Genomic DNA, 19,109 nt, shown 5'->3' on the forward strand with positions numbered 1-19,109 from the left:
ACAGATGCCTTGGGTCAACCACAACTACAAGTCCCGAAGATCCCGTGTAGGTTTTAGTGCTGCAGAATCTTGGCGAGGAAATGCTGCGTACGCTCGGCGCGGTGGGTGATGTCGCCGAAGAAGTCCTCTTTCTTGCAGTCTTCGATGATCTTGCCCTGGTCCATGAAAATCACCCGGTCCGCCACTTTACGGGCGAAGCCCATTTCGTGGGTCACGCACATCATGGTCATGCCTTCGTGGGCCAGTTGCACCATCACGTCGAGTACTTCGTTGACCATTTCAGGGTCGAGCGCCGAGGTCGGTTCGTCGAACAGCATGACGATCGGGTCCATCGCCAGCGCGCGGGCAATCGCCACACGCTGTTGCTGGCCACCGGAGAGCTGGCCCGGGTGCTTGTGGGCGTGAGCCGAGAGGCCGACGCGCTCAAGCAATTGCAGGCCTTTCTTGGTGGCTTCTTCCTTGCTGCGACCTAACACCTTAATCTGCGCGATGGTCAGGTTTTCGGTGATGGTCAGGTGCGGGAACAGTTCGAAATGCTGGAACACCATGCCGACGCGCGAACGCAGTTTCGGCAGGTTGGTCTTCGGGTCGGCGATGGACGTACCATCGACCACCACGTCGCCTTTCTGGAAGGGTTCCAGGGCATTGACGCATTTGATCAGGGTGGATTTGCCGGAACCGGACGGCCCACACACCACAATCACTTCGCCTTTTTTGACCTCGGTGCTGCAGTCAGTCAGTACCTGGAAGTCGCCATACCACTTGTTGACATTCTTGATAGAGATCATACGGCAAACCTTTTTTGCAGACGCTTGACCAGCAGCGAGGCGGCAAAGCTGATTGTGAAGTACGTGAGACCTGCAAAGATCAGGAACTCGTTGGAGCGACCGATGATGTCGCCACTGGCACGCGAGGCATTGAGGAAGTCCACCAGACCGACCGCGTAGACCAGCGAGGTGTCCTGAAACAGAATAATGCTCTGTTGCAGCAGCAGCGGGGTCATCTTGCGGAACGCTTGCGGCAGGATGATCAAACGCATCATCTGGCCATACGTCATGCCCAAGGCTTGGGCAGCACCCATCTGGCCCTTGGAAATCGACTGTACGCCGGCCCGGACGATTTCGCAGAAGTACGCCGCTTCGAACATCATGAACGCCACGATGCAGGATGCGAACGCGCCGATCGGAGTGTCTTCGCCGGTGATCCAGCGCAGTACGAACGGCACCGCCAGGTAGAACCAGGTGATGACCAGCAGCAGCGGGATCGAGCGGAAGTAGTTAACGTAGGCGCCGGCAATATTCGACAGCCATTTGCTGTGGGACAGGCGCATCAGCGCCAGGATCGTGCCGAGGATGATCCCGCCGACGACGCCCAGCGCCATCAGTTGCAGGGTCATGACCATGCCGTTCCACAAACCCGGCAGGGACGGGATGATGCCCGAGAAGTCGAATTCCATCATTTACCCCCTACGGAGATCAGGCCCGGTACGGCCACTTTCTTCTCGACCATGCGCATCAGCAGCATCAGGCCCATGTTCAGCGTGAAGTAGATCAGCGTTGCCAGGGTGAAGGCTTCGAACAGGTTGGCGGAGAACTCGGCGGTCTGTTTGGTCTGCGCGAGCAACTCCATCAGGCCGATCAGCGACGCGACGGAAGAGTTCTTGAACACGTTCAGGAATTCCGAGGTGAGCGGCGGAATGATGATCCGGTAAGCCTGGGGCAGCAGCACGTTCCAGTAGATTTGCGGTAGCTTGAAGCCCATGGCGCGAGCGGCAGCTTCCTGGCCGCGAGGCAGCGCCTGGATACCGGTGCGCACCTGTTCGCAAACACGAGCGGCGGTGAACAGGCCCAGGCAGACGACGACGCTCAGGTAGGCCGAAGTGGTCGGGTTCAGGTCCTGCTTGTACCAGTCTTGCAGGTTCTGAGGCAGCAGGTCGGGCACCAGGAAGTACCAGATGAACAGCTGAACCAGCAGCGGCACGTTACGGAAGAGTTCGACGTAGCAGGTCGCAATGCCCGACACGATGCGATTCGGCACGGTGCGCATGACGCCGAGAATCGAGCCCAGCGTCAGGGCAATGATCCAGGCCACGATGGCAATGGCGATGGTCCAGCCCAAACCGGAAATGTACCAGTCGAGATACGTCTCGCTGCCCACGCCGGTGGACTTGAAGAACACGCCCCAGTCCCAGTTGTAATTCATTAGGGTCTCCCCTCAGATCGTTCGATATACAAATGCCCGCCTGGGGAAGCTCCGTTCCCGCCCGACCTAGGTGGTCTGTGTGGTCAGTTCTGTCAGCTCAACTCCGGCCCCGGAAGTCCATCTCCCGCGTTGCTGTTCCTCGCCATAGCGGGCTATGACTCGTCACAGCGCCTTGGATATGAACTTCCGGCACCGAATTTGAGCTAACGAACTGACCGTACAGACCACTACGATCAGGCACACACGAGCGGCTCGACAGCCACCGGTTCGAGTGTTTCCAAAAATGCCAGCAGGGAGTGACTATCCCTGAAAGGGCAGCGGCCCTTTCAGGAGATAAGGTTAGTCAGAAATCAGGATTTCTTGTCGTCAGCCGCTTTATCGGTCGGATTGGCGATCAGGGCCTTGAGCTCGTCGCTCATCGGGAACATCAGGTTCAGGTTTTTTGGCGGGATTGGCTGCATGAACCATTTTTCGTAGATCTTGTTGATCTCGCCGGACTTGTAGGTCGCAACGATCGCGTCATCCACGGCCTTCTTGAACGGTGCGTCGCCCTTGCGGACCATGCAACCGTAGATTTCGTAAGACTGTGCAGTACCGGTCACGGACCAATCGGCTGGCTTCTTGGCCTTGGCCATTTCACCGGCCAGCAGGGCGTCGTCCATCATGAAAGCAACGGCACGGCCCGATTCCAGCATGTTGAAGGACTCGCCGTGGTCTTTGGCGGAGATCACGTTCATGCCCATCTGCTTGTCAGCGTTCATCGACTTGAGGATGCGCTCGGACGTGGTGCCGGCGGTGGTCACGACATTCTTGCCTTTCAGATCGGCGAAGTCTTTGTAGGGCGAATCTTTCTTGGCCAGCAGCTTGGTGCCGATTTCGAAGATGCCGACGGAGAAGTCAACTTGCTGCTGACGCTCGACGTTGTTGGTGGTGGAGCCGCATTCGACGTCCACGGTGCCGTTCTGCACCAGCGGGATACGGGTTTGCGAGGTCACCAGGTTGTATTTGACCTGGAGGTTCGGCAAGTCCAGGTCTTTTTTGATGGCTTCAACGATTTTCAGCTGGATATCGTGGGAGTAGCCAACCGGTTTGCCGGAAGCGTCCGCGATATAGGAAAACGGAATGGAAGCGTCACGATGTCCGAGGGTGATAACGCCGGACTCTTTGATCTTCTTCAGGGTGCCGGTGAGCTCGGCGGCGAAAACTGGAGTGCTGATCAGAGCGGCAGCAATGGCTGCGCCCAGGAGATGGGGAACGATGCGCATCAAATTTTCCTCGACATTGTTTTTATATGGAGCCAGTTCATCGGCCCTTTTGTGCTCCGAATGCTTGCCGGCTCCTGAAGGGTTGGCACAGCGGTCATTCGTCCAAGAGTGTAGAGCATGACTCGTGCCAGGCCAGGCCGAATAGATCAAGCTATTGATTTATAAGGTAATTAAATATTTATGGTGAGGTTTTTAATGTTGGAAAATCCGGTTAACCGAATCGACTGACAGGTCGCGTTCGGAAAACCGAATGGTGTTCGGGGCCGCTAACGTCCTTTCGACCAGATAATAGAAGAGCCAGTGATCATGCCGTTCATATGACAATCAGCCTCCCTGGCTTAGCGGCGTTTCATGCAGGTAAATCCACTGGGCGTTGTGGTGTTCGATGCCAATGACCGCCACCGAAACCCGTGAGCTTTCGCGCTGGTCGAGGCGATGGGTTTCCTTGTAGCGGATCGCCACGCTGTGGCCTTCCTGCCAGACCGTCTGCAGGTCGCTGATGACGATCTCCAGGCCTGGCTTGGCGCCGACTGCACCTTTGAACATCTGTTCGACCGTCGCCCGGCTGACAATGGCGGCCGAGGTGGTGACCATGGTGAAGTGCTCGGCAAAGGCCGACATCAGCGGTTCAAGCGCGGCCTGCCCCTTACCGTTTGCGTCGGTGAACAGGGTGTGGATCAGCTCGTGCACGTGATGAATGCTGTGGTGCGCCTGTTCAACTATTTTGTTGTGCATGACAGTCCTTTTGAGTGTTCAACTGACTCAGTTGAAAGAGTGGGAGCAGGCCCACCAGCGCGGCGATGGCAAAGGTCACGTGGTAGGCCTGGGTGGTATCGAAATGCTTCAAGAGCAGGTTGAAAACCATCAGGAAGAGGGCGGCGCCGATGCTGAATGACATCTGTCGGTTGATGTTCCAGATGACGCTGGCCTTGTGGGTGTCATTGCCCTCGAAGTCCATCAGCGATGTGGTTTGTGCGGTGTTGGCACCGACACCGCCGCCAATCCCCATCAAGCTGTAGGCGATGACGATCACCCAGAGGTCCGAGGGATCGTTGACCATTAACAGGGTGGCGATGCCGGCGCTGTGCAACAGCATGCCGAGGGCAAACAGCCACTTGGCGCCCATCCGGTTGTAGACCCGGCCACAGATCAGCATCGCGATGAATGCGCCGATGGCGTAGAGGATCATGAACATCCCTGTCAGCCGGGCGCTGAAGTGCAGGGTGTTTTGCAGGAAGAAGATGCTCATCAAGTTGACCCCCGTGAAGACACCGGGAATCGCGTAATAGATAAAGATGGAGGTGCTGAGTTTTTTGCTTTTGAGCAAGCTCAGTTCGATGATCGGGTTTTTGCAGGTGCGGTAGTGCAGCCCGTACAGCACGACGAACGTAACGCCGGCCATGACGAAGAGGGCGGCCACCCAGGCCGGAGCGTCGCCGCCATACAACGACATGCCCATCAACAGGCTGCCGAGTGCGGCGCTGACCAGCAGCAAGCCCTTGATGTCGGGACGGGGCAAACTCGTCGGCCGCGCTTCGTTGATCCAGAACCAGGACAGCAATGCCGCGATCAGCGAGAACGGGATGTTGCTGTAGAACACCCAGCGCCAGGAGCTGCTGTCGACGATGATGCCGCCGATGGTGGGTGAAATGGCGGGGGCTATCAGGGCAACGGCCATGACCAATGTGGATATTTTCGCCCGCTGCTCACCCTTGAACAGGTTGAACGTCAGCGCCTGGCCGACTGGAATCAACAGGCCGCCGCCAATCCCTTGGACGAAGCGCCAGATCACCAGCTCGTTGAAGCTGTTGGCCAGCCCACACATCCACACGGAGGCTGTGAACACGATCATCGAGGCGGTGAGGATTTCCCGACTGCCAAAACGACCGGCCAGCCAGGTGCTGACCGGGATGATCAGTGTCAACCCCAGAATGTAAGCGTTAGCCACCCAGGCAACGTCTGAAGTACTAACGTGCAGTGCGGCCGATATACTCGGTAGTGCGACCGCCGACATAAAGATGTTAATGCAGTCTATAAAAAAGCCGATCACGAATATCAGTGCAACTTTGTAGCGATAGGTCATGTTGTTTCCCCTTTGCCGCAAAGCATAGGGGCGGTGGACTTGAACTGTCGATACGACTATCCTTGAAACAATGTTTGACGGGATTTAACAGTGAGCCCTATTGCTATGCACACTCATCTTAATCGGGTCCAGACATTCCTGGCCGTGGTCGATTTTGGTTCTTACACCAAGGCTGCCAATTACCTGAGCATCAGCAAGGCCATGGCCAGCCTGCATGTCAAGGCGCTGGAGGACGTGCTGTCCGCGACGTTGTTGATTCGAAATACCCGAAATATCTCCCTCACCGAAATAGGTCAGGATTTTTATGAAGAGTTCAAAGGTATTGTCGCTGACATCGATAATGCCTTTGATAATGTATTGAAAGGTCATGATCGCGTCACCGGCAAGTTACGTTTCAGTTCCACCAGTGAATACGGCGAGGCGTATATTCTTCCGTTGATACCACAATTTATAGAGCGCTATCCGGAAATAAAACTCTGTTATAACTTTAACTCTTCACTCAATGATCTGGTGGCGGAAAAGTTAGACTTGGTTATCCGTCTGGGCAACTTGGCGGACTCGGCTTTCAAGAGCCGTAAACTGGCGGATTATGAAATTGTCCTGGTGGCTAGCGAGACGTTTCTTGCGCGTCATCCGGTGCAGAATCCTCAGGACCTGAACTCGGTGCCGTGGATCGCCAACAGCAACCTGCAGGCACCGACCCAGTGGACCTTGCGCCATCCGCAATTGGGGGCTGTCGAGATCAACGGGATCAATCAGTTTGAATCCAACTCTTCCACGGCCATCCGCTCCATGACGTTGTCGTCGCTGGGCGTCTCGGTGCTGCCAGCCTGGGTGGTCAAGGACGACATTGCCAGCGAGCGGCTGATTCGCCTGTTGCCCGACTATTCGCTGCCCTCGCAGTCCGTCAACGTGGTGTTTCCCAACAGTCCGCATTTGCCCCACAAATCGAGGGCGTTCATTGATTTCCTGTTGCTTCATCTGGCGCAATGAGCACCTGCAAAAAAGCCCCTGAATCGTCAGATTCAGGGGCTTTCGTTTAAGCGGATTGCGATCAGGCCGCTTCGATCTTGCTGCGGTTCTGCTCGACCGTGCTCAGGTAGTCCGCCAGTTTCTGCTGTTCCGCCGGGGTGGTGAACAGGCCCAGCTTGCTGCGGCGCCACAGAATGTCGTGCGCGGTGGTTGCCCATTCTTCGCTGCACAGGTAATCGACTTCACGGGTGTAGAGCCCGCCGCCGATGTGGTCGCCCATATCGCCGAGATTCTGCACGCCTTCCAGCATGCGCCAGGTGCGGCTGCCGTAGGTGGTGGCCCAGCGGCGGGCGATTTCGGTCGGCACCCAGTCGAACTTGTCACGGATCAAGGCGCACAAGGCTTGCGGGGTGGTCATGTCTTCGCCACCCGGCAGGGTAGCGCTGGCGGTCCAGCTCGGCTTGATGTCTTTGAAGTACGGAGCCAGTTGCGCCAGCGCCGACTCGGCCAGTTTGCGGTAGGTGGTCAGCTTGCCGCCGAACACCGACAGCAGTGGCGCTTCTTCGTCAGTGCCCGACAATGCCAAGGTGTAGTCGCGGGTGACGGCCGACGGGTTGTCGGATTCGTCGTTACACAGTGGGCGAACACCGGAATAGCTGTGCAGGATATCGTCGCGGCTGATGCGTTTCTTGAAATGGGAGTTGACCACTTTCAACAGGTAATCGGTTTCGCCTTCGGTGATCGTAACTGCAGCCGGATCGCCGGTGTACTCGCGGTCGGTGGTGCCGATCAGGGTGAAGTGGTTCAGGTACGGAATGGTGAAGACGATGCGCTGATCTTCGTTTTGCAGAATGTGCGCGTGCTCGCCTTCGTACAGTTTCGGCACGATCAGATGGCTGCCCTGAATCAGGCGGATGCCGTATGGCGATTCCATCTTCAGGTCGTCACGAATGAACTTGGCGACCCATGGGCCGGCGGCGTTTACCAGTGCCTTGGCGCGGATCGAAAACAGACTGCCATCGGCGCGTTCCAGATGCAGGTGCCACATTCCCTTGGTGCGACGAGCGCTGACGCAACGGGTCTGGGTGTGAACGTGGGCGCCTTTTTCGCGGGCGGCCATGGCGTTCAGCACCACCAAACGAGCATCGTCGACCCAGCAATCGGAGTATTCGAAGCCTTTGGTGATTTCGCTTTTCAGCGGGCTGTCCGGGCCGAACTTCAGGCTTTTCGAGCCTTCGAGTTTTTCCCGTTTGCCGAGGTGGTCATAAAGGAACAGACCGGCGCGGATCATCCAGGCCGGACGCAGGTGTGGGCGGTGCGGCAGCACGAAGCGCATCTGCTTGACGATGTGCGGGGCCTTGGCCAGCAGCACTTCGCGTTCGGCCAGGGCTTCGCGCACCAGACGGAATTCGTAATGTTCAAGGTAGCGCAAGCCACCGTGGATCAGCTTGCTACTGGCTGACGAGGTGTGGCTGGCGAGGTCGTCTTTTTCGCAAAGAAACACCGAAAGACCGCGACCGGCGGCATCCGCTGCGATCCCCACGCCATTGATCCCGCCACCGATGACGGCGATATCGTAGATCTCAGCGAGAGGGGGCATAGGCAAGGTAGAAGTGGGCATCGGCTAGCCTCGGGCTTTTATGATTTTCGGTATTGGAATTCGAACATTAATGTTCATTTTCGAAAATGGTAGCCCATAAAGTCGCCCACAGCCAGTTAACTTCGATTGAAAATACTGATCGAAGGGCCACGAAAGGAAAATTTTCGAACATTAAAAGCAAAAGATCGCAGCCTCCGGCAGCTCCTACAGGGGTGAGTGAACCAGTAGGAGCTGCCGAAGGCTGCGATCTTTAGAGGCTGAAAGCCTTAAACGACTTCGAGCCGAATCTTGTGCTGACTCAACAACTGCGCCAACGCCGGCACAGGTTGCTGATCGGTCACCAGGCAATCAATCAAACTGATCGGCCCCAGACGAATCATGGCGTTGCGCCCGAATTTGCTGGAGTCAGCCGCGAGGATGACCTGTCGGGCATTGGCGATGATCGCCTGGGACACCCGAACTTCCTGATAGTCGAAGTCCAGCAGACTGCCGTCTTCATCGATACCGCTGATGCCGACCAAGGCGAAATCAACCTTGAACTGGTTAATGAAGTCGACACTGGCCTGACCGACCACGCCACCGTCGCGCCGCACGTTGCCACCGGTCAGCAGAACGTCGAAGTCGTCCTTGGCGCTGAGCATCGAAGCCACATGCAGGTTGTTGGTGATGATCTTCAGGTGATTGTGATTGAGCAACGCCCGGGCGATGGATTCGGTGGTGGTGCCGATATTGATGAACAGCGAGGCGTGATCCGGGATTTGAGCCGCAATGGCTTCACCGATACGCTGCTTTTCATCGCGCATCTGATCCGCACGCATGGCATAGGCGGTGTTTTCGACGCTGGAATCGTAAGCTGCGCCGCCGTGGTAGCGACGCAATAAATTAGCTTCCGCGAGCTGATTGATATCGCGGCGGATGGTTTGCGGTGTAACGACGAACAGCGTAGCCATTTCCTCGATGCTGACGTAGCCGCGTTCGCGGACCAGTTCGAGGATTTGCTGCTGACGGGGAGGCAGATTCATGGGGCTTCCTTTGGGCTGCCGTGCAAAAATTTGCCCATGATGCCGCAGGAATCTGCTCCCTACCAGTTTCCAAATAACGTGAAAGCTACTGCGCTCGGCAATCCTGCGTTAAAAACAGGCTCGGACTGCTCATTTACAACCTCGTAAACTCCGCGTCCTCGCCTGTTTTTGCCTTGTCTTACCTTCGCTCGCTACGCTTTCACGCTATTTGGACATACAGATACGAGTACTCAGCTTGGCTTATTCAGCGCCTTCATGCGGTTCCCAGTCGCGGGTGCGGCTGACGGCTTTTTTCCAGCCGGCGTAGAGTTTTTCCTTCGCGGTTTCGTCCAGGGTCGGTTCGAATTCGCGTTCGATCACAGCCTTGCCGCGCAACTCATCCAGGCTGCCCCAGAAGCCACACGCCAGACCGGCCAGGTAAGCCGCGCCCAGAGCGGTGGTTTCGCGCATTTGCGGACGCTCGACCTGAGTGCCGAGGATGTCGGCCTGGAACTGCATCAGGAAGTTGTTCGCTACCGCACCGCCGTCCACGCGCAAAGACTTGAGGCGTTCGCCGGAGTCCTGTTGCATGGCGTCCAGAACATCGCGGGTCTGGTAGGCAATCGACTCAAGGGCTGCACGAATGATGTGATCCACGCGTACGCCGCGAGTCAGACCGAATAGCGCGCCACGGGCATACGGGTCCCAGTACGGAGCGCCCAGGCCGGTGAAGGCGGGTACCAGATACACGCCGTTGCTGTCCTTGACCTTGTTGGCGAAGTATTCGGTGTCGTGGGCGTCGTTGATGATTTTCAGTTCATCACGCAGCCACTGAACAGTAGAACCGCCGTTGAACACCGCACCTTCCAGCGCGTAAGCCACTTCGCCGCGCGGGCCGCAAGCAATGGTGGTCAACATGCCGTGCTTGGATTTCACGGCTTTGTCGCCGGTGTTCATCAGCAGGAAGCAGCCGGTGCCGTAGGTGTTTTTCGCTTGACCGGGTTCGACGCACATCTGGCCGAACAGGGCCGCTTGCTGGTCACCCGCGATACCGCCGATGGCGATGCCGCTTTTGGTGTGGCCGTAGATTTCGGACGAGGATTTAACTTCCGGCAGCATCTCGCGCGGAATATCCAGCACCTCCAGCATCTTCGCGTCCCACTCCAGCGTGTGGATGTTGAAGAGCATGGTGCGCGAGGCGTTGGTGTAGTCGGTGACGTGGACCTTGCCGCCGGTAAATTTCCAGATCAGCCAGCTGTCGATGGTGCCGAACAACAGTTCGCCTTTGCGCGCACGTTCGCGGCTGCCTTCGACGTTGTCGAGGATCCATTTGAGCTTGGTGCCGGAGAAGTACGGGTCGGTGACCAGGCCGGTGGTGTCGCTGATGTATTGCTCGTGACCGTCGCGCTTGAGCTGCTGGCAGATCTCGGTGCTGCGGCGGCACTGCCAGACGATCGCGTTGTAGATCGGGCGGCCGGTGGTCTTGTCCCAGACCACGGTGGTTTCGCGCTGGTTGGTGATGCCGATGGCGGCGACCTGGTCGTGATGCAGGCCGGCTTGAGCCAGGGCCTCGACCATCACGGCGCTTTGAGTCGCGAAGATTTCCATCGGGTCATGTTCAACCCAGCCGGCTTGCGGGTAATGCTGTGCGAATTCGCGCTGGGCGGTGCAGACCACGTTCGCGTCGCGGTCGAAAATGATCGCGCGGGAGCTGGTCGTACCCTGATCGAGGGCAATGATGTAGTTCTTATTCTGAGTGTCGGTCATGTCGATTGCCTTGGACGAAAAAAGGGAGTGAGGTCCGGCGCGCGATCTTATTGGCAGGATCACACGCCAACGGTATCAAGAAGTTCTTGGTTTGCCGTCAATGGCCGGTGCTGCGTCCTTTGTAGCAGCTAGGGCGCTGGGCAGATGACGGGCAATCAGCCCGCGATAAGCTGCAGCACCGAGGCAGGCACCGACAATCGGTGCAAAAATCGGAATCAGGAAATACGGGATATCGCGCCCCCCGGTGAAGGAAATTTCACCCCAGCCAGCGAAGAAAGTCATCAGTTTAGGACCGAAGTCGCGCGCCGGGTTCATCGCAAAACCGGTCAGCGGCCCCATCGAACTACCAATCACGGCAATCAGCAGGCCGATCAGCAGCGGAGCGAGCGGGCCCTTTGGCAAGCCATTGTTGTCGTCGGTCAGGGACATGATCACACCCATCAGGATGGCAGTGATGATCACCTCAACCAGGAAGGCTTGTGCCGTGGACAAGACCGGGTTGGGGAAGGTGGAAAACACCGACGCCAATTCTAGGCTGGCCTGAGTACCACGAACCATATGGTGAGTTTGTTCGTAATCGAAGAATAAATTGCTGTACAGCGTGTAAACCAACAACGCTCCACAGAAGGCCCCAGCGATCTGGGCGAGAATATAGAAAGGCAGTTTGCGCTTTTCGAAGTCAGCGAAAATGCTCAGGGCAATGCTGACGGCGGGATTGAGATGAGCCCCGGAAACGCCGGCGGTCAGGTAGATCGCCATGCTCACGCCGACCCCCCAGATGATGCTGATTTCCCAAAGGCCGAAGCTGGCACCCGCGACCTTGAGCGCGGCAACACAGCCTGTACCAAAAAAGATCAGCAGCGCAGTACCCAGGAACTCGGCCATGCATTGGCTTGAGAGTGACGGTTGTTGTAAAGCAGTTGTCATTGAAAACCTCGTTTTTGTTGTTGTCTGGCGCTTTTGCATCATGGTCAAAAGCGCGATTTTCACCGAGGCAGGATCCCCATCCTGTTCTCGGCCTACTTCTGGGTGCTGCGATAGGAACATTCGTACAGTATTCAGATTCGAAAAAATATAGACAAGAAACGCTGCTGTCAAAGGTCGAAAGTGAACCGTCAGTCACAATCGAACTATTAGTCACATGAATGACCGCATCGTTCACACGGCAGGCCGAAGGTGGACGAACGGCATAAGGCGCCGCCAAGCCTTTGAAATAGCGCCGCAATAGAGCCTTTTATTGATCAATGACCTAGAATCCAGCGCAGTATTTTCTACTGCCGCCCAGTCTGGAGCTGTCATGACCCCCGCATTGGATTTGTTGAAAAAAGTTCGTGCCGAACATCGCGTGCACAGTTACGAACATGATCCGAAGGCAGCGTCCTACGGGCTGGAGGCCGCGGAGAAGCTGGGGCTGGATCCGGCGCAGGTGTTCAAGACCTTGCTGGCGGCCAGCGAGAAAGGTGAATTGCTGGTGGCCGTGGTGCCGGTCGTCGGAAGTCTGGACTTAAAGGGCCTGGCGCATGCTGCGGGCGTGAAAAAAGTCGAAATGGCCGATCCCGCCGCTGCACAACGATCCACCGGTTACCTCTTGGGCGGCATCAGTCCGCTGGGACAGAAAAAGCGCTTGCGTACCTTTATCGATAATTCAGCTCAGCCCTTTGCCAGCATTTTTGTCAGTGCGGGGCGACGAGGGCTGGAAGTCGAATTGGCACCCGCGGTGCTGGCCGAACATACCCAGGCGAAGTTCGCTGATATCGGCCGTGCCTGACGCGGACTATCAGCCCGGCGCTGTATGGTGCAAATTTACGGGCTCTGTCACTGGTGCCGCGTTGCCGGCAGCTTCATGCTCGGTGGCCTGACAAAGGGAGAAGGTTATGCAGCTTGAGTTTCATCAGGTCGATGCGTTCAGTGATCGGCCGTTCAGTGGCAACCCGGCGATGGTCTATCGACTGGATGCGTGGCTTGCCGATGAGTTGATGCAGAAGATCGCCGCCGAGCACAACCTCGCCGAAACCGCCTTCGTGGTGCGCGAAGGGCAGGGCTGGCACATCCGCTGGTTTACCCCAACCACAGAGGTGCCGTTGTGCGGTCATGCAACCCTGGCCAGCGCTTATGTTCTGTTTGAAATCTACAAAGAGCCGGTCGAGCGTCTGGACTTCGTCTGTAAGTCCGGCCCGCTAAGCGTGAGCCGTGAGGGTGAGCGCTTGTGGCTGGACTTTCCGGCGCTCATTCCGTCGGAAGTGGGCGTGACCCTGGATGTCGAGCGCGCGCTGGGTGTGGAAGTGGTTGATGTGCTGGGGTCGAACGAGTTGTTCGTGGTGCTGGAATCCGAGCAGGCGGTGCTCGAATGTCAGCCAGACATGGCGGCGCTGGCGAAGCTGCCGTGGCCGGGGGCAATTGTCACGGCCAGGGGCAGCCAGCATGATTTTGTTTCCCGCTACTTCGCGCCGGCGATCGGCATCAACGAAGATCCGGTGACCGGTTCCACCCATTGCAGCCTGATTCCGTACTGGTCGAAACGTTTGGGCAAGTCGAGCCTGACGGCTTATCAGCGTTCGGCTCGAGGCGGGGAGTTGTTCTGTCGGCTGGAAGGGGATCGGGTGAAAATCGGCGGGAATGCGACGCTCGTTGCAAGCGGAACGCTAATGCTCGGTTGACCCCGAAAAAGATCGCAGCCTTCGGCAGCTCCTACATTGGAGTGTGTGCGCCTGTAGGAGCTGCCGAAGGCTGCGATCTTTTAGCGATGGTTTAGTGGGCGCTGCTGTAGCGGCGCACACCGGATTCGACGGCCAGAATCTGCGCCGCCGTGCTGCCCGATGCTTGAAACAGCACCAGGTGTTCAGCCGCGACACGAATGCCGACCTCTGAACCCACCTGATGATCGGCATGGCTCGGGAAAATAGATTCCAGCTGCGCGCCGGTCGGCAACTGCAAGCGATACAAGGTGGATGCACCCTGGAAAGACTTGCCGACAATTCGCGCCTTCAAAGTGCTGTCCGGTGCATAAACGATATCGTCCGGACGCAGCAATACATCCACCGCACCGCCAACCGGCCAGGTGTAGGCACGATTACCGCGTAACTCACCCAATTCGGTCTGCACCGACTCGGGGCTGCTCAGCTGGCCACGAATGAAATAACCCTGGCCAATGAAGCTGGCGACAAACGGCGTCAGCGGTTCGTGATACAGGTTGTAAGGCGTGTCCCACTGCTCCAGGCGACCTTCCTTGAAAACCCCCACATGATCACTCACCGCGAAGGCCTCTTCTTGGTCGTGGGTCACCAGAATCGCGCTGGTGCCACGGGCCTTGAGGATATCGCGCACCTCATGGCTGAGCTTGCGTCGCAGCTCGCCATCAAGGTTGGAAAAGGGTTCGTCAAGCAGCAGCAGTTGCGGTTCTGGCGCCAGGGCGCGGGCGAGTGCGACGCGCTGCTGTTGACCACCGGACAGCTCATGCGGGAAGCGCTTGCCGAGGTTTTTCAGATTGACCAGTTCCAGCAACTCTTCGGTGACGCGATCCTTTTGCGGGTGCTTGCGGATCCCGAAGGCGATGTTCTCGGCCACGCTCAAGTGCGGGAAAAGTGCGTAATCCTGGAACACCATGCCGATCCGGCGTTTCTCCGGGGCGAGGGTGAAGCCGGCGCGGGAGATCGTCTCGCCCGCCAACTGGATTTCACCATCGTGAACCGGTTCGAAACCGGCAATCGCCCGCAGGGTGGTGGTTTTGCCGCAACCCGACGAGCCCAGCAGGCAACCGATGTCGCCGGCATTCAAGTGCAGGTTGAGGTTCTGCACGACCCGCTGGTCTTGATAGCCGCAGGCGAGGTTGCGCAGGTTCAGCAGTAATGGATGGCTCATGCGTGGTGGTACGAAGGCGGGACGAGAAACTCGAGCAGGGCCTTTTGTGCGTGAAGACGGTTTTCGGCTTGATCCCACGCGACGGAGCGCTGGTCATCGAGCAGGTCGACGCTGATTTCCTCGCCACGGTGGGCCGGCAGGCAGTGCATGAACAGCACGTCCGGTGCGGCCAGGTCGAGCAGGGCGCGGTTGACCTGGAACGGAGCGAACAGTTTCAGGCGCTTGGCGGTTTCCTCTTCCTGGCCCATGGAGGTCCAGACGTCGGTGCTGACCAGGTGGGCGCCGCGTACGGCATCCTTCGGATCGCGGACGATGGTGACCCGATCACCGGCCTTGGCCACGAATTCAGGGTTGGGTTCAAAGCCTTCCGGGCAAGCGACGCGCAACTGGAAGTCGAACTGGATCGCCGCTTCTATATAGCTGTTGCACATGTTGTTGCCGTCGCCGATCCAGGCCACGGTTTTGCCCTGGATCGAGCCGCGGTGTTCGAGGAACGTCTGCATGTCGGCCAGCAACTGGCACGGGTGCAGGTCATCGGACAGGCCGTTGATTACGGGCACGCGGGAGTTGGCGGCGAATTCGGTCAGGGTGCTGTGGGCAAAGGTACGGATCATCACGGCGTCGAGCATGCTCGACATGACGATCGCGCAGTCGCCGATCGGCTCGCCACGGCCCAGTTGGGTGTCGCGCGGCGACAGGAAGATCGCCTGGCCACCGAGCTGGATCATGCCGGCTTCGAACGAAATACGGGTGCGGGTCGAGGACTTCTCGAAAATCATCCCGAGCACGCGGTTTTTCAGAGGCTCGAACAGTACGCCGCGGTTACGCAGGTCTTTGAGCTCAACGCCTCGACGGATCACGCTGACCAGCTCTTCGGGCGTGCAATCCATCAGGGAGAGAAAGTGCCTTGCGCTCATCATTGACTACCTTTTTGCAACAGACCGCAGATACTCAAAGCCTTGTTTAACTGAAAAACGGGCGAGACCTGCGGCGTAAGCCGCACGGGGCGACGAAATAGGGGAAGGCGCGATATTGACATTAAATGTCGCGTTTTTCCAATAGGCTACGGTGTTTAGGGGATTTCAGAGGGGCTACGGGATGACCGCAGTAGCGCTTTTGAAGCCTGTTTCCTGACAGCAGCCCGTCATTTGTACACTGGGGTCGCGGGGCTTTGCAATCAAACGAGGCGGGGAAGGCGTAGCGACGGTCGGTTTCTGGCCTGTCATTCGAAACATTTGTACTCAGGATTGAGGGATGTGTCTGGTCTGAAACATTTGCTAATGCAAAGCGGCGGGTTATAACTAACGCACGAACGACGCAGGAAGCCTTCGGAATGGAATCGAAAGAACGACAGTTAATGGAATTACTCGGCCTCACGGCTCGCTCGCTGACCCACCTCACCGCGTCCATCACCTCGATGTCCTTCGAGTTGATGCGCAGTGAAGACGAAGTGACCAAGGCTGCCGGCCGGCGGATGATCGACCGCATGGCAACCATCAGCACCGGGCTCGACGAGCACTGGCGGCTGATCGGCGAACTCACCGGTGTTCATGTCGCTCAAGAGCAGATCGAAACCATCCAGGAGATCCAGTTGCAGGCGCCGCCGAGGCTGCCGCCGAACTGATCCCCGGCGGTCATCGGCTGGCCTGATGGCCGCCGATTCACAAGACGAACGTCGCTGGCGCAGCAGTGGATCAGGCGCCATAGTTTTGTTCCCGCGGCCGATAATGCCCGCCCAGAACAAGACAGAGACTGGCCATGACCAAGACTCTCCATCACCGTGCGTGCCACCTGTGTGAAGCCATCTGCGGCCTGACCATCGAAACCACCGAGGTCGAAGGCGCGGTACAGATCACCTCGATCAAGGGTGACGCTCAGGATACATTCAGCCGCGGGCACATCTGCCCCAAGGCCGTCGCCCTGCAAGATATTCAGAACGATCCGGATCGTTTGCGTCAGCCGATGCTACGGGTCGGCAGTGAATGGCAACCCATCGAGTGGGAAGACGCCTTCAGCCTTGTAGCTGAACGTCTGGCGGCGATTCAGGAGCGTCACGGACAGAACGCGGTGGCGGTCTATCAAGGCAACCCCAGCGTGCACAACTATGGGCTGATGACCCACAGCAACTACTTTCTCGGCCTGTTGAAAACCCGCAATCGGTTTTCCGCGACCTCAGTCGACCAGTTGCCCCATCACCTGACCAGCCATTTGATGTACGGCCACGGTTTGCTGTTGCCGATCCCGGACATCGATCACACCGATTTCATGCTGATCCTCGGCGGCAATCCGCTGGCCTCCAACGGCAGCATCATGACCGTGCCGGATGTGGAGAAGCGCTTGAAGGCTATTCAGGCCCGCGGCGGCAAAGTGGTGGTGGTCGATCCGCGCCGCAGCGAAACCGCGGCGATTGCCGACCAGCATCTGTTCGTGCGCCCCGGTGGCGATGCGGCGTTGTTGTTCGGACTGCTCAATACCTTGTTCGCTGAAGGTCTGACCCGCGACAGTCATTTGCCGGTGGACGGTCTAAATGAGGTGCGGGAGGCGGTCGCGAATTTCACCGCCGAGGCCATGAGCCCACTATGCGCGGTGCCCGCCGAACAGATCCGCCAACTGGCGCGAGACTTTGCGGCGGCGCCGACAGCGGTCTGTTACGGCCGCATGGGTGTCTCGACCCAGGTGTTCGGCACCTTGTGTCATTGGGTTGTGCAACTGATCAATCTGGTCACCGGTAATCTCGATCGCGTAGGAGGGGCGTTGTGCACCGAACCTGCGGTGGACCTGGTGGCGTCCACCTCAGGTGGGCATTTCAATCTGTGGCAGAGCCGGGTGTCCGGGCGTCCTGAATATGGTGGAGAACTGCCGGTCTCGGCGCTGGCCGAAGAGATGCTTACCGAAGGGGAAGGGCAGGTCCGCGCGCTGATTACCGTGGCGGGTAATCCGGTGCTGTCGACGCCCAATGGCCGACAACTGGAACAGGCGCTGGACGGTTTGGAGTTCATGGTCAGCATCGACCTGTACATCAATGAAACCACGCGTTATGCCGACCTGATTCTGCCGTCCACCTCGGCCCTGGAAAACGATCATTACGACACGACTTTCAATATGTTTGCGGTGCGTAACGTCAGTCGGTTCAATCGCGCGATCCTGGCCAAACCTGAAGGTGCGTTGCATGACTGGGAGATTTTCGTGGGGCTGGCCAAGGCGTTTGCTGCGAAGACTGGCAAGGAGCTGAAATCGACGATCCCGCCAGCGCAGATGATCGACCGTGGCTTACGGGTGGGGTTGTATGGCGATGCTTCGGAACAGAAATTGTCGCTGGCGACCTTGTTCGATCACCCTCATGGTGTCGATCTCGGGGCGCTGAAATCTAACCTGGCGCCACGCCTGAAAACCGCCAACCAGCGCGTCCAGACTGCGCCACCAGCGATCCTTGCCGACCTGGCGCGCTTTGCAGCCTTGCAAGCACCAGCGGCCGATGAGTTGCTGATGATCGGCCGCCGTCATGTGCGCAGTAACAACTCGTGGATGCACAACTATCACCGCTTGGTGAAGGGCAAGCCGCGCCATCAATTGCTGATGCACCCGGATGACCTGGCCAGCCGTGGGCTCAGCGATGGGCAGCGCGTGCGGGTCAGTTCGCGGGTCGGTGTGATCGAAGTTGAAGTGCTCGGCAGTCTGGATATGATGAAAGGCGTGGTCAGCCTTCCTCACGGTTGGGGCCATGCGCGGCCGGGCGTACAGATGACCATTGCCAGTGGTCAGCCGGGTTCCAGCGCCAATGACCTGACCGACGAGTGTCAGCTCGATGAGTTGTCGGGCAATGCGGCGTTGAACGGTGTCCCAGTGACCGTGGCAGCGGCTTGATCAAGTCTGTCGGGGAGACCGAGCAGGGTGCTCGGGTTTCCGTTACAATGCGCCACCGTGCCGACCACTGAGTCGGAAAGTTCAGCCGAGGTGCTCCATGGATATCATCGAAACGATTAAAGAGCAGATTGCTAACAACACCATTCTGCTTTACATGAAAGGCTCGCCGAATGCCCCGCAGTGCGGCTTCTCTGCGAAAGCCGCGCAGGCCGTGATGGCGTGTGGTGAAAAATTTGCTTACGTGGACATCCTGCAGAACCCGGAAATCCGCGCCAACCTGCCAAAATACGCCAACTGGCCAACCTTCCCGCAACTGTGGGTTGGCGGTGATCTGGTCGGCGGTAGCGACATCATGACCGAGATGGCTGCAGACGGTTCGCTGCAAACCACCATCAAGGCTGCTGTCGAAGCTGCTGCTGCCAACAAGACCGAAGCCTAAGACGATTGGCTCCCCTGTAGGAGCTGTCGAGTGAAACGAGGCTGCGATCTTTTGATCT

General features: G+C 57.9%; 18 protein-coding genes. 6 read left to right on the top strand and 12 right to left on the bottom strand.

The window, feature by feature from the left end:
- Positions 1–53: 53 nt before the first annotated feature.
- The 6 genes from WLY71_RS17195 to WLY71_RS17220 form a co-directional block, all read right to left on the bottom strand.
- The gene (locus WLY71_RS17195) at positions 54–788 is read right to left on the bottom strand and encodes an amino acid ABC transporter ATP-binding protein (RefSeq protein WP_347804493.1); all 735 of its coding nucleotides are present in this window, start codon (positions 786–788) and stop codon (positions 54–56) included.
- Positions 785–1,456 carry an amino acid ABC transporter permease gene (locus WLY71_RS17200; RefSeq protein WP_347804494.1) on the bottom strand — a complete coding sequence of 224 codons (672 nt, stop codon included), beginning with the start codon at positions 1,454–1,456 and terminating at the stop codon, positions 785–787. The genes WLY71_RS17195 and WLY71_RS17200 overlap by 4 nt, the downstream gene beginning before the upstream one ends.
- Entirely contained in the window at positions 1,456–2,202 is a 747-nt protein-coding gene (locus tag WLY71_RS17205) for an amino acid ABC transporter permease (protein WP_309675930.1), read from the bottom strand. Before WLY71_RS17205 ends, WLY71_RS17200 begins: the two co-directional genes overlap by 1 nt.
- 350 nt (positions 2,203–2,552) lie before the next feature.
- Entirely contained in the window at positions 2,553–3,467 is a 915-nt protein-coding gene (locus WLY71_RS17210) for a glutamate/aspartate ABC transporter substrate-binding protein (RefSeq protein WP_347804495.1), read from the bottom strand.
- 324 nt (positions 3,468–3,791) lie between these two features.
- The gene (locus WLY71_RS17215; protein ID WP_347804496.1) at positions 3,792–4,202 is read right to left on the bottom strand and encodes a DUF4440 domain-containing protein; all 411 of its coding nucleotides are present in this window, start codon (positions 4,200–4,202) and stop codon (positions 3,792–3,794) included.
- Entirely contained in the window at positions 4,183–5,550 is a 1,368-nt protein-coding gene (locus WLY71_RS17220) for an MFS transporter (RefSeq protein ID WP_347804497.1), read from the bottom strand. Before WLY71_RS17220 ends, WLY71_RS17215 begins: the two co-directional genes overlap by 20 nt.
- Positions 5,551–5,655: 105 nt before the next feature.
- On the opposite strand from WLY71_RS17220, the gene WLY71_RS17225 reads away from it, so the two are divergent.
- Entirely contained in the window at positions 5,656–6,543 is an 888-nt protein-coding gene (locus WLY71_RS17225) for a LysR family transcriptional regulator (RefSeq protein ID WP_347804506.1), read from the top strand.
- A 61-nt stretch (positions 6,544–6,604) separates the two neighbouring features.
- On the opposite strand, the gene glpD is transcribed toward WLY71_RS17225, so the two are convergent.
- The 4 genes from glpD to WLY71_RS17245 all read right to left on the bottom strand — a co-directional run bounded on the left by glpD (position 6,605) and on the right by WLY71_RS17245 (position 11,817).
- Entirely contained in the window at positions 6,605–8,143 is a 1,539-nt protein-coding gene (glpD, locus tag WLY71_RS17230) for a glycerol-3-phosphate dehydrogenase (RefSeq protein WP_347804498.1), read from the bottom strand.
- A gap of 245 nt (positions 8,144–8,388) precedes the next feature.
- On the bottom strand, positions 8,389–9,144 hold the full coding sequence (locus WLY71_RS17235; RefSeq protein ID WP_007916700.1) for a DeoR/GlpR family transcriptional regulator: 756 nt from the start codon (positions 9,142–9,144) through the stop codon (positions 8,389–8,391).
- A 240-nt stretch (positions 9,145–9,384) separates the two neighbouring features.
- Positions 9,385–10,890: a glycerol kinase GlpK gene (gene glpK / locus WLY71_RS17240; RefSeq protein ID WP_033057460.1), complete on the bottom strand. Its 1,506-nt coding sequence runs from the start codon at positions 10,888–10,890 to the stop codon at positions 9,385–9,387.
- A gap of 75 nt (positions 10,891–10,965) precedes the next feature.
- Positions 10,966–11,817: an MIP/aquaporin family protein gene (locus tag WLY71_RS17245; protein ID WP_347804507.1), complete on the bottom strand. Its 852-nt coding sequence runs from the start codon at positions 11,815–11,817 to the stop codon at positions 10,966–10,968.
- Positions 11,818–12,187: 370 nt separating this feature from the next.
- Between WLY71_RS17245 and ybaK the strand changes: the two genes are divergently transcribed.
- Positions 12,188–12,658 (top strand): Cys-tRNA(Pro) deacylase, encoded by a 471-nt coding sequence (gene ybaK, locus WLY71_RS17250; protein ID WP_007971306.1) that lies wholly within the window; start codon positions 12,188–12,190, stop codon positions 12,656–12,658.
- 106 nt (positions 12,659–12,764) lie between these two features.
- Positions 12,765–13,547 (top strand): PhzF family phenazine biosynthesis protein, encoded by a 783-nt coding sequence (locus tag WLY71_RS17255; RefSeq protein ID WP_347804499.1) that lies wholly within the window; start codon positions 12,765–12,767, stop codon positions 13,545–13,547.
- A gap of 91 nt (positions 13,548–13,638) precedes the next feature.
- Here the strand turns inward: WLY71_RS17255 and WLY71_RS17260 are convergent, their stop codons facing one another.
- Positions 13,639–14,748 carry an ABC transporter ATP-binding protein gene (locus WLY71_RS17260; protein WP_347804500.1) on the bottom strand — a complete coding sequence of 370 codons (1,110 nt, stop codon included), beginning with the start codon at positions 14,746–14,748 and terminating at the stop codon, positions 13,639–13,641.
- Positions 14,745–15,665, bottom strand: a complete 921-nt coding sequence (argF, locus tag WLY71_RS17265; protein WP_347804501.1) for an ornithine carbamoyltransferase — start codon at positions 15,663–15,665, stop codon at positions 14,745–14,747. The genes WLY71_RS17260 and argF overlap by 4 nt, the downstream gene beginning before the upstream one ends.
- Positions 15,666–16,081: 416 nt before the next feature.
- Between argF and WLY71_RS17270 the strand changes: the two genes are divergently transcribed.
- The 3 genes from WLY71_RS17270 (at position 16,082) to grxD (ending at position 19,051) form a co-directional block, all read left to right on the top strand.
- Entirely contained in the window at positions 16,082–16,372 is a 291-nt protein-coding gene (locus WLY71_RS17270) for a hypothetical protein (protein WP_347804502.1), read from the top strand.
- Between the two features lie 134 nt (positions 16,373–16,506).
- Positions 16,507–18,612 (top strand): molybdopterin oxidoreductase family protein, encoded by a 2,106-nt coding sequence (locus tag WLY71_RS17275; RefSeq protein WP_347804503.1) that lies wholly within the window; start codon positions 16,507–16,509, stop codon positions 18,610–18,612.
- A 97-nt stretch (positions 18,613–18,709) separates the two neighbouring features.
- Complete coding sequence (grxD, locus tag WLY71_RS17280) at positions 18,710–19,051, top strand: Grx4 family monothiol glutaredoxin (protein WP_347804504.1); 342 nt, start codon at positions 18,710–18,712, stop codon at positions 19,049–19,051.
- Positions 19,052–19,109 lie beyond the last annotated feature (58 nt).

The sequence above is a fragment of the Pseudomonas rossensis genome, assembly GCF_039888995.1.
GTDB lineage: Bacteria > Pseudomonadota > Gammaproteobacteria > Pseudomonadales > Pseudomonadaceae > Aquipseudomonas > Aquipseudomonas rossensis.

Bases quoted from the DNA above. Each gene is read 5' to 3' on its own strand.
- WLY71_RS17195 (WP_347804493.1), bottom strand. From the start codon at position 788: ATGATCTCTATCAAGAATGTCAACAAGTGGTATGGCGACTTCCAGGTA.
- WLY71_RS17200 (WP_347804494.1), bottom strand. From the start codon at position 1,456: ATGGAATTCGACTTCTCGGGCATCATCCCGTCCCTGCCGGGTTTGTGG.
- WLY71_RS17205 (WP_309675930.1), bottom strand. From the start codon at position 2,202: ATGAATTACAACTGGGACTGGGGCGTGTTCTTCAAGTCCACCGGCGTG.
- WLY71_RS17210 (WP_347804495.1), bottom strand. From the start codon at position 3,467: ATGCGCATCGTTCCCCATCTCCTGGGCGCAGCCATTGCTGCCGCTCTG.
- WLY71_RS17215 (WP_347804496.1), bottom strand. From the start codon at position 4,202: ATGCACAACAAAATAGTTGAACAGGCGCACCACAGCATTCATCACGTG.
- WLY71_RS17220 (WP_347804497.1), bottom strand. From the start codon at position 5,550: ATGACCTATCGCTACAAAGTTGCACTGATATTCGTGATCGGCTTTTTT.
- WLY71_RS17225 (WP_347804506.1), top strand. From the start codon at position 5,656: ATGCACACTCATCTTAATCGGGTCCAGACATTCCTGGCCGTGGTCGAT.
- glpD (WP_347804498.1), bottom strand. From the start codon at position 8,143: ATGCCCACTTCTACCTTGCCTATGCCCCCTCTCGCTGAGATCTACGAT.
- WLY71_RS17235 (WP_007916700.1), bottom strand. From the start codon at position 9,144: ATGAATCTGCCTCCCCGTCAGCAGCAAATCCTCGAACTGGTCCGCGAA.
- glpK (WP_033057460.1), bottom strand. From the start codon at position 10,890: ATGACCGACACTCAGAATAAGAACTACATCATTGCCCTCGATCAGGGT.
- WLY71_RS17245 (WP_347804507.1), bottom strand. From the start codon at position 11,817: ATGACAACTGCTTTACAACAACCGTCACTCTCAAGCCAATGCATGGCC.
- ybaK (WP_007971306.1), top strand. From the start codon at position 12,188: ATGACCCCCGCATTGGATTTGTTGAAAAAAGTTCGTGCCGAACATCGC.
- WLY71_RS17255 (WP_347804499.1), top strand. From the start codon at position 12,765: ATGCAGCTTGAGTTTCATCAGGTCGATGCGTTCAGTGATCGGCCGTTC.
- WLY71_RS17260 (WP_347804500.1), bottom strand. From the start codon at position 14,748: ATGAGCCATCCATTACTGCTGAACCTGCGCAACCTCGCCTGCGGCTAT.
- argF (WP_347804501.1), bottom strand. From the start codon at position 15,665: ATGAGCGCAAGGCACTTTCTCTCCCTGATGGATTGCACGCCCGAAGAG.
- WLY71_RS17270 (WP_347804502.1), top strand. From the start codon at position 16,082: ATGGAATCGAAAGAACGACAGTTAATGGAATTACTCGGCCTCACGGCT.
- WLY71_RS17275 (WP_347804503.1), top strand. From the start codon at position 16,507: ATGACCAAGACTCTCCATCACCGTGCGTGCCACCTGTGTGAAGCCATC.
- grxD (WP_347804504.1), top strand. From the start codon at position 18,710: ATGGATATCATCGAAACGATTAAAGAGCAGATTGCTAACAACACCATT.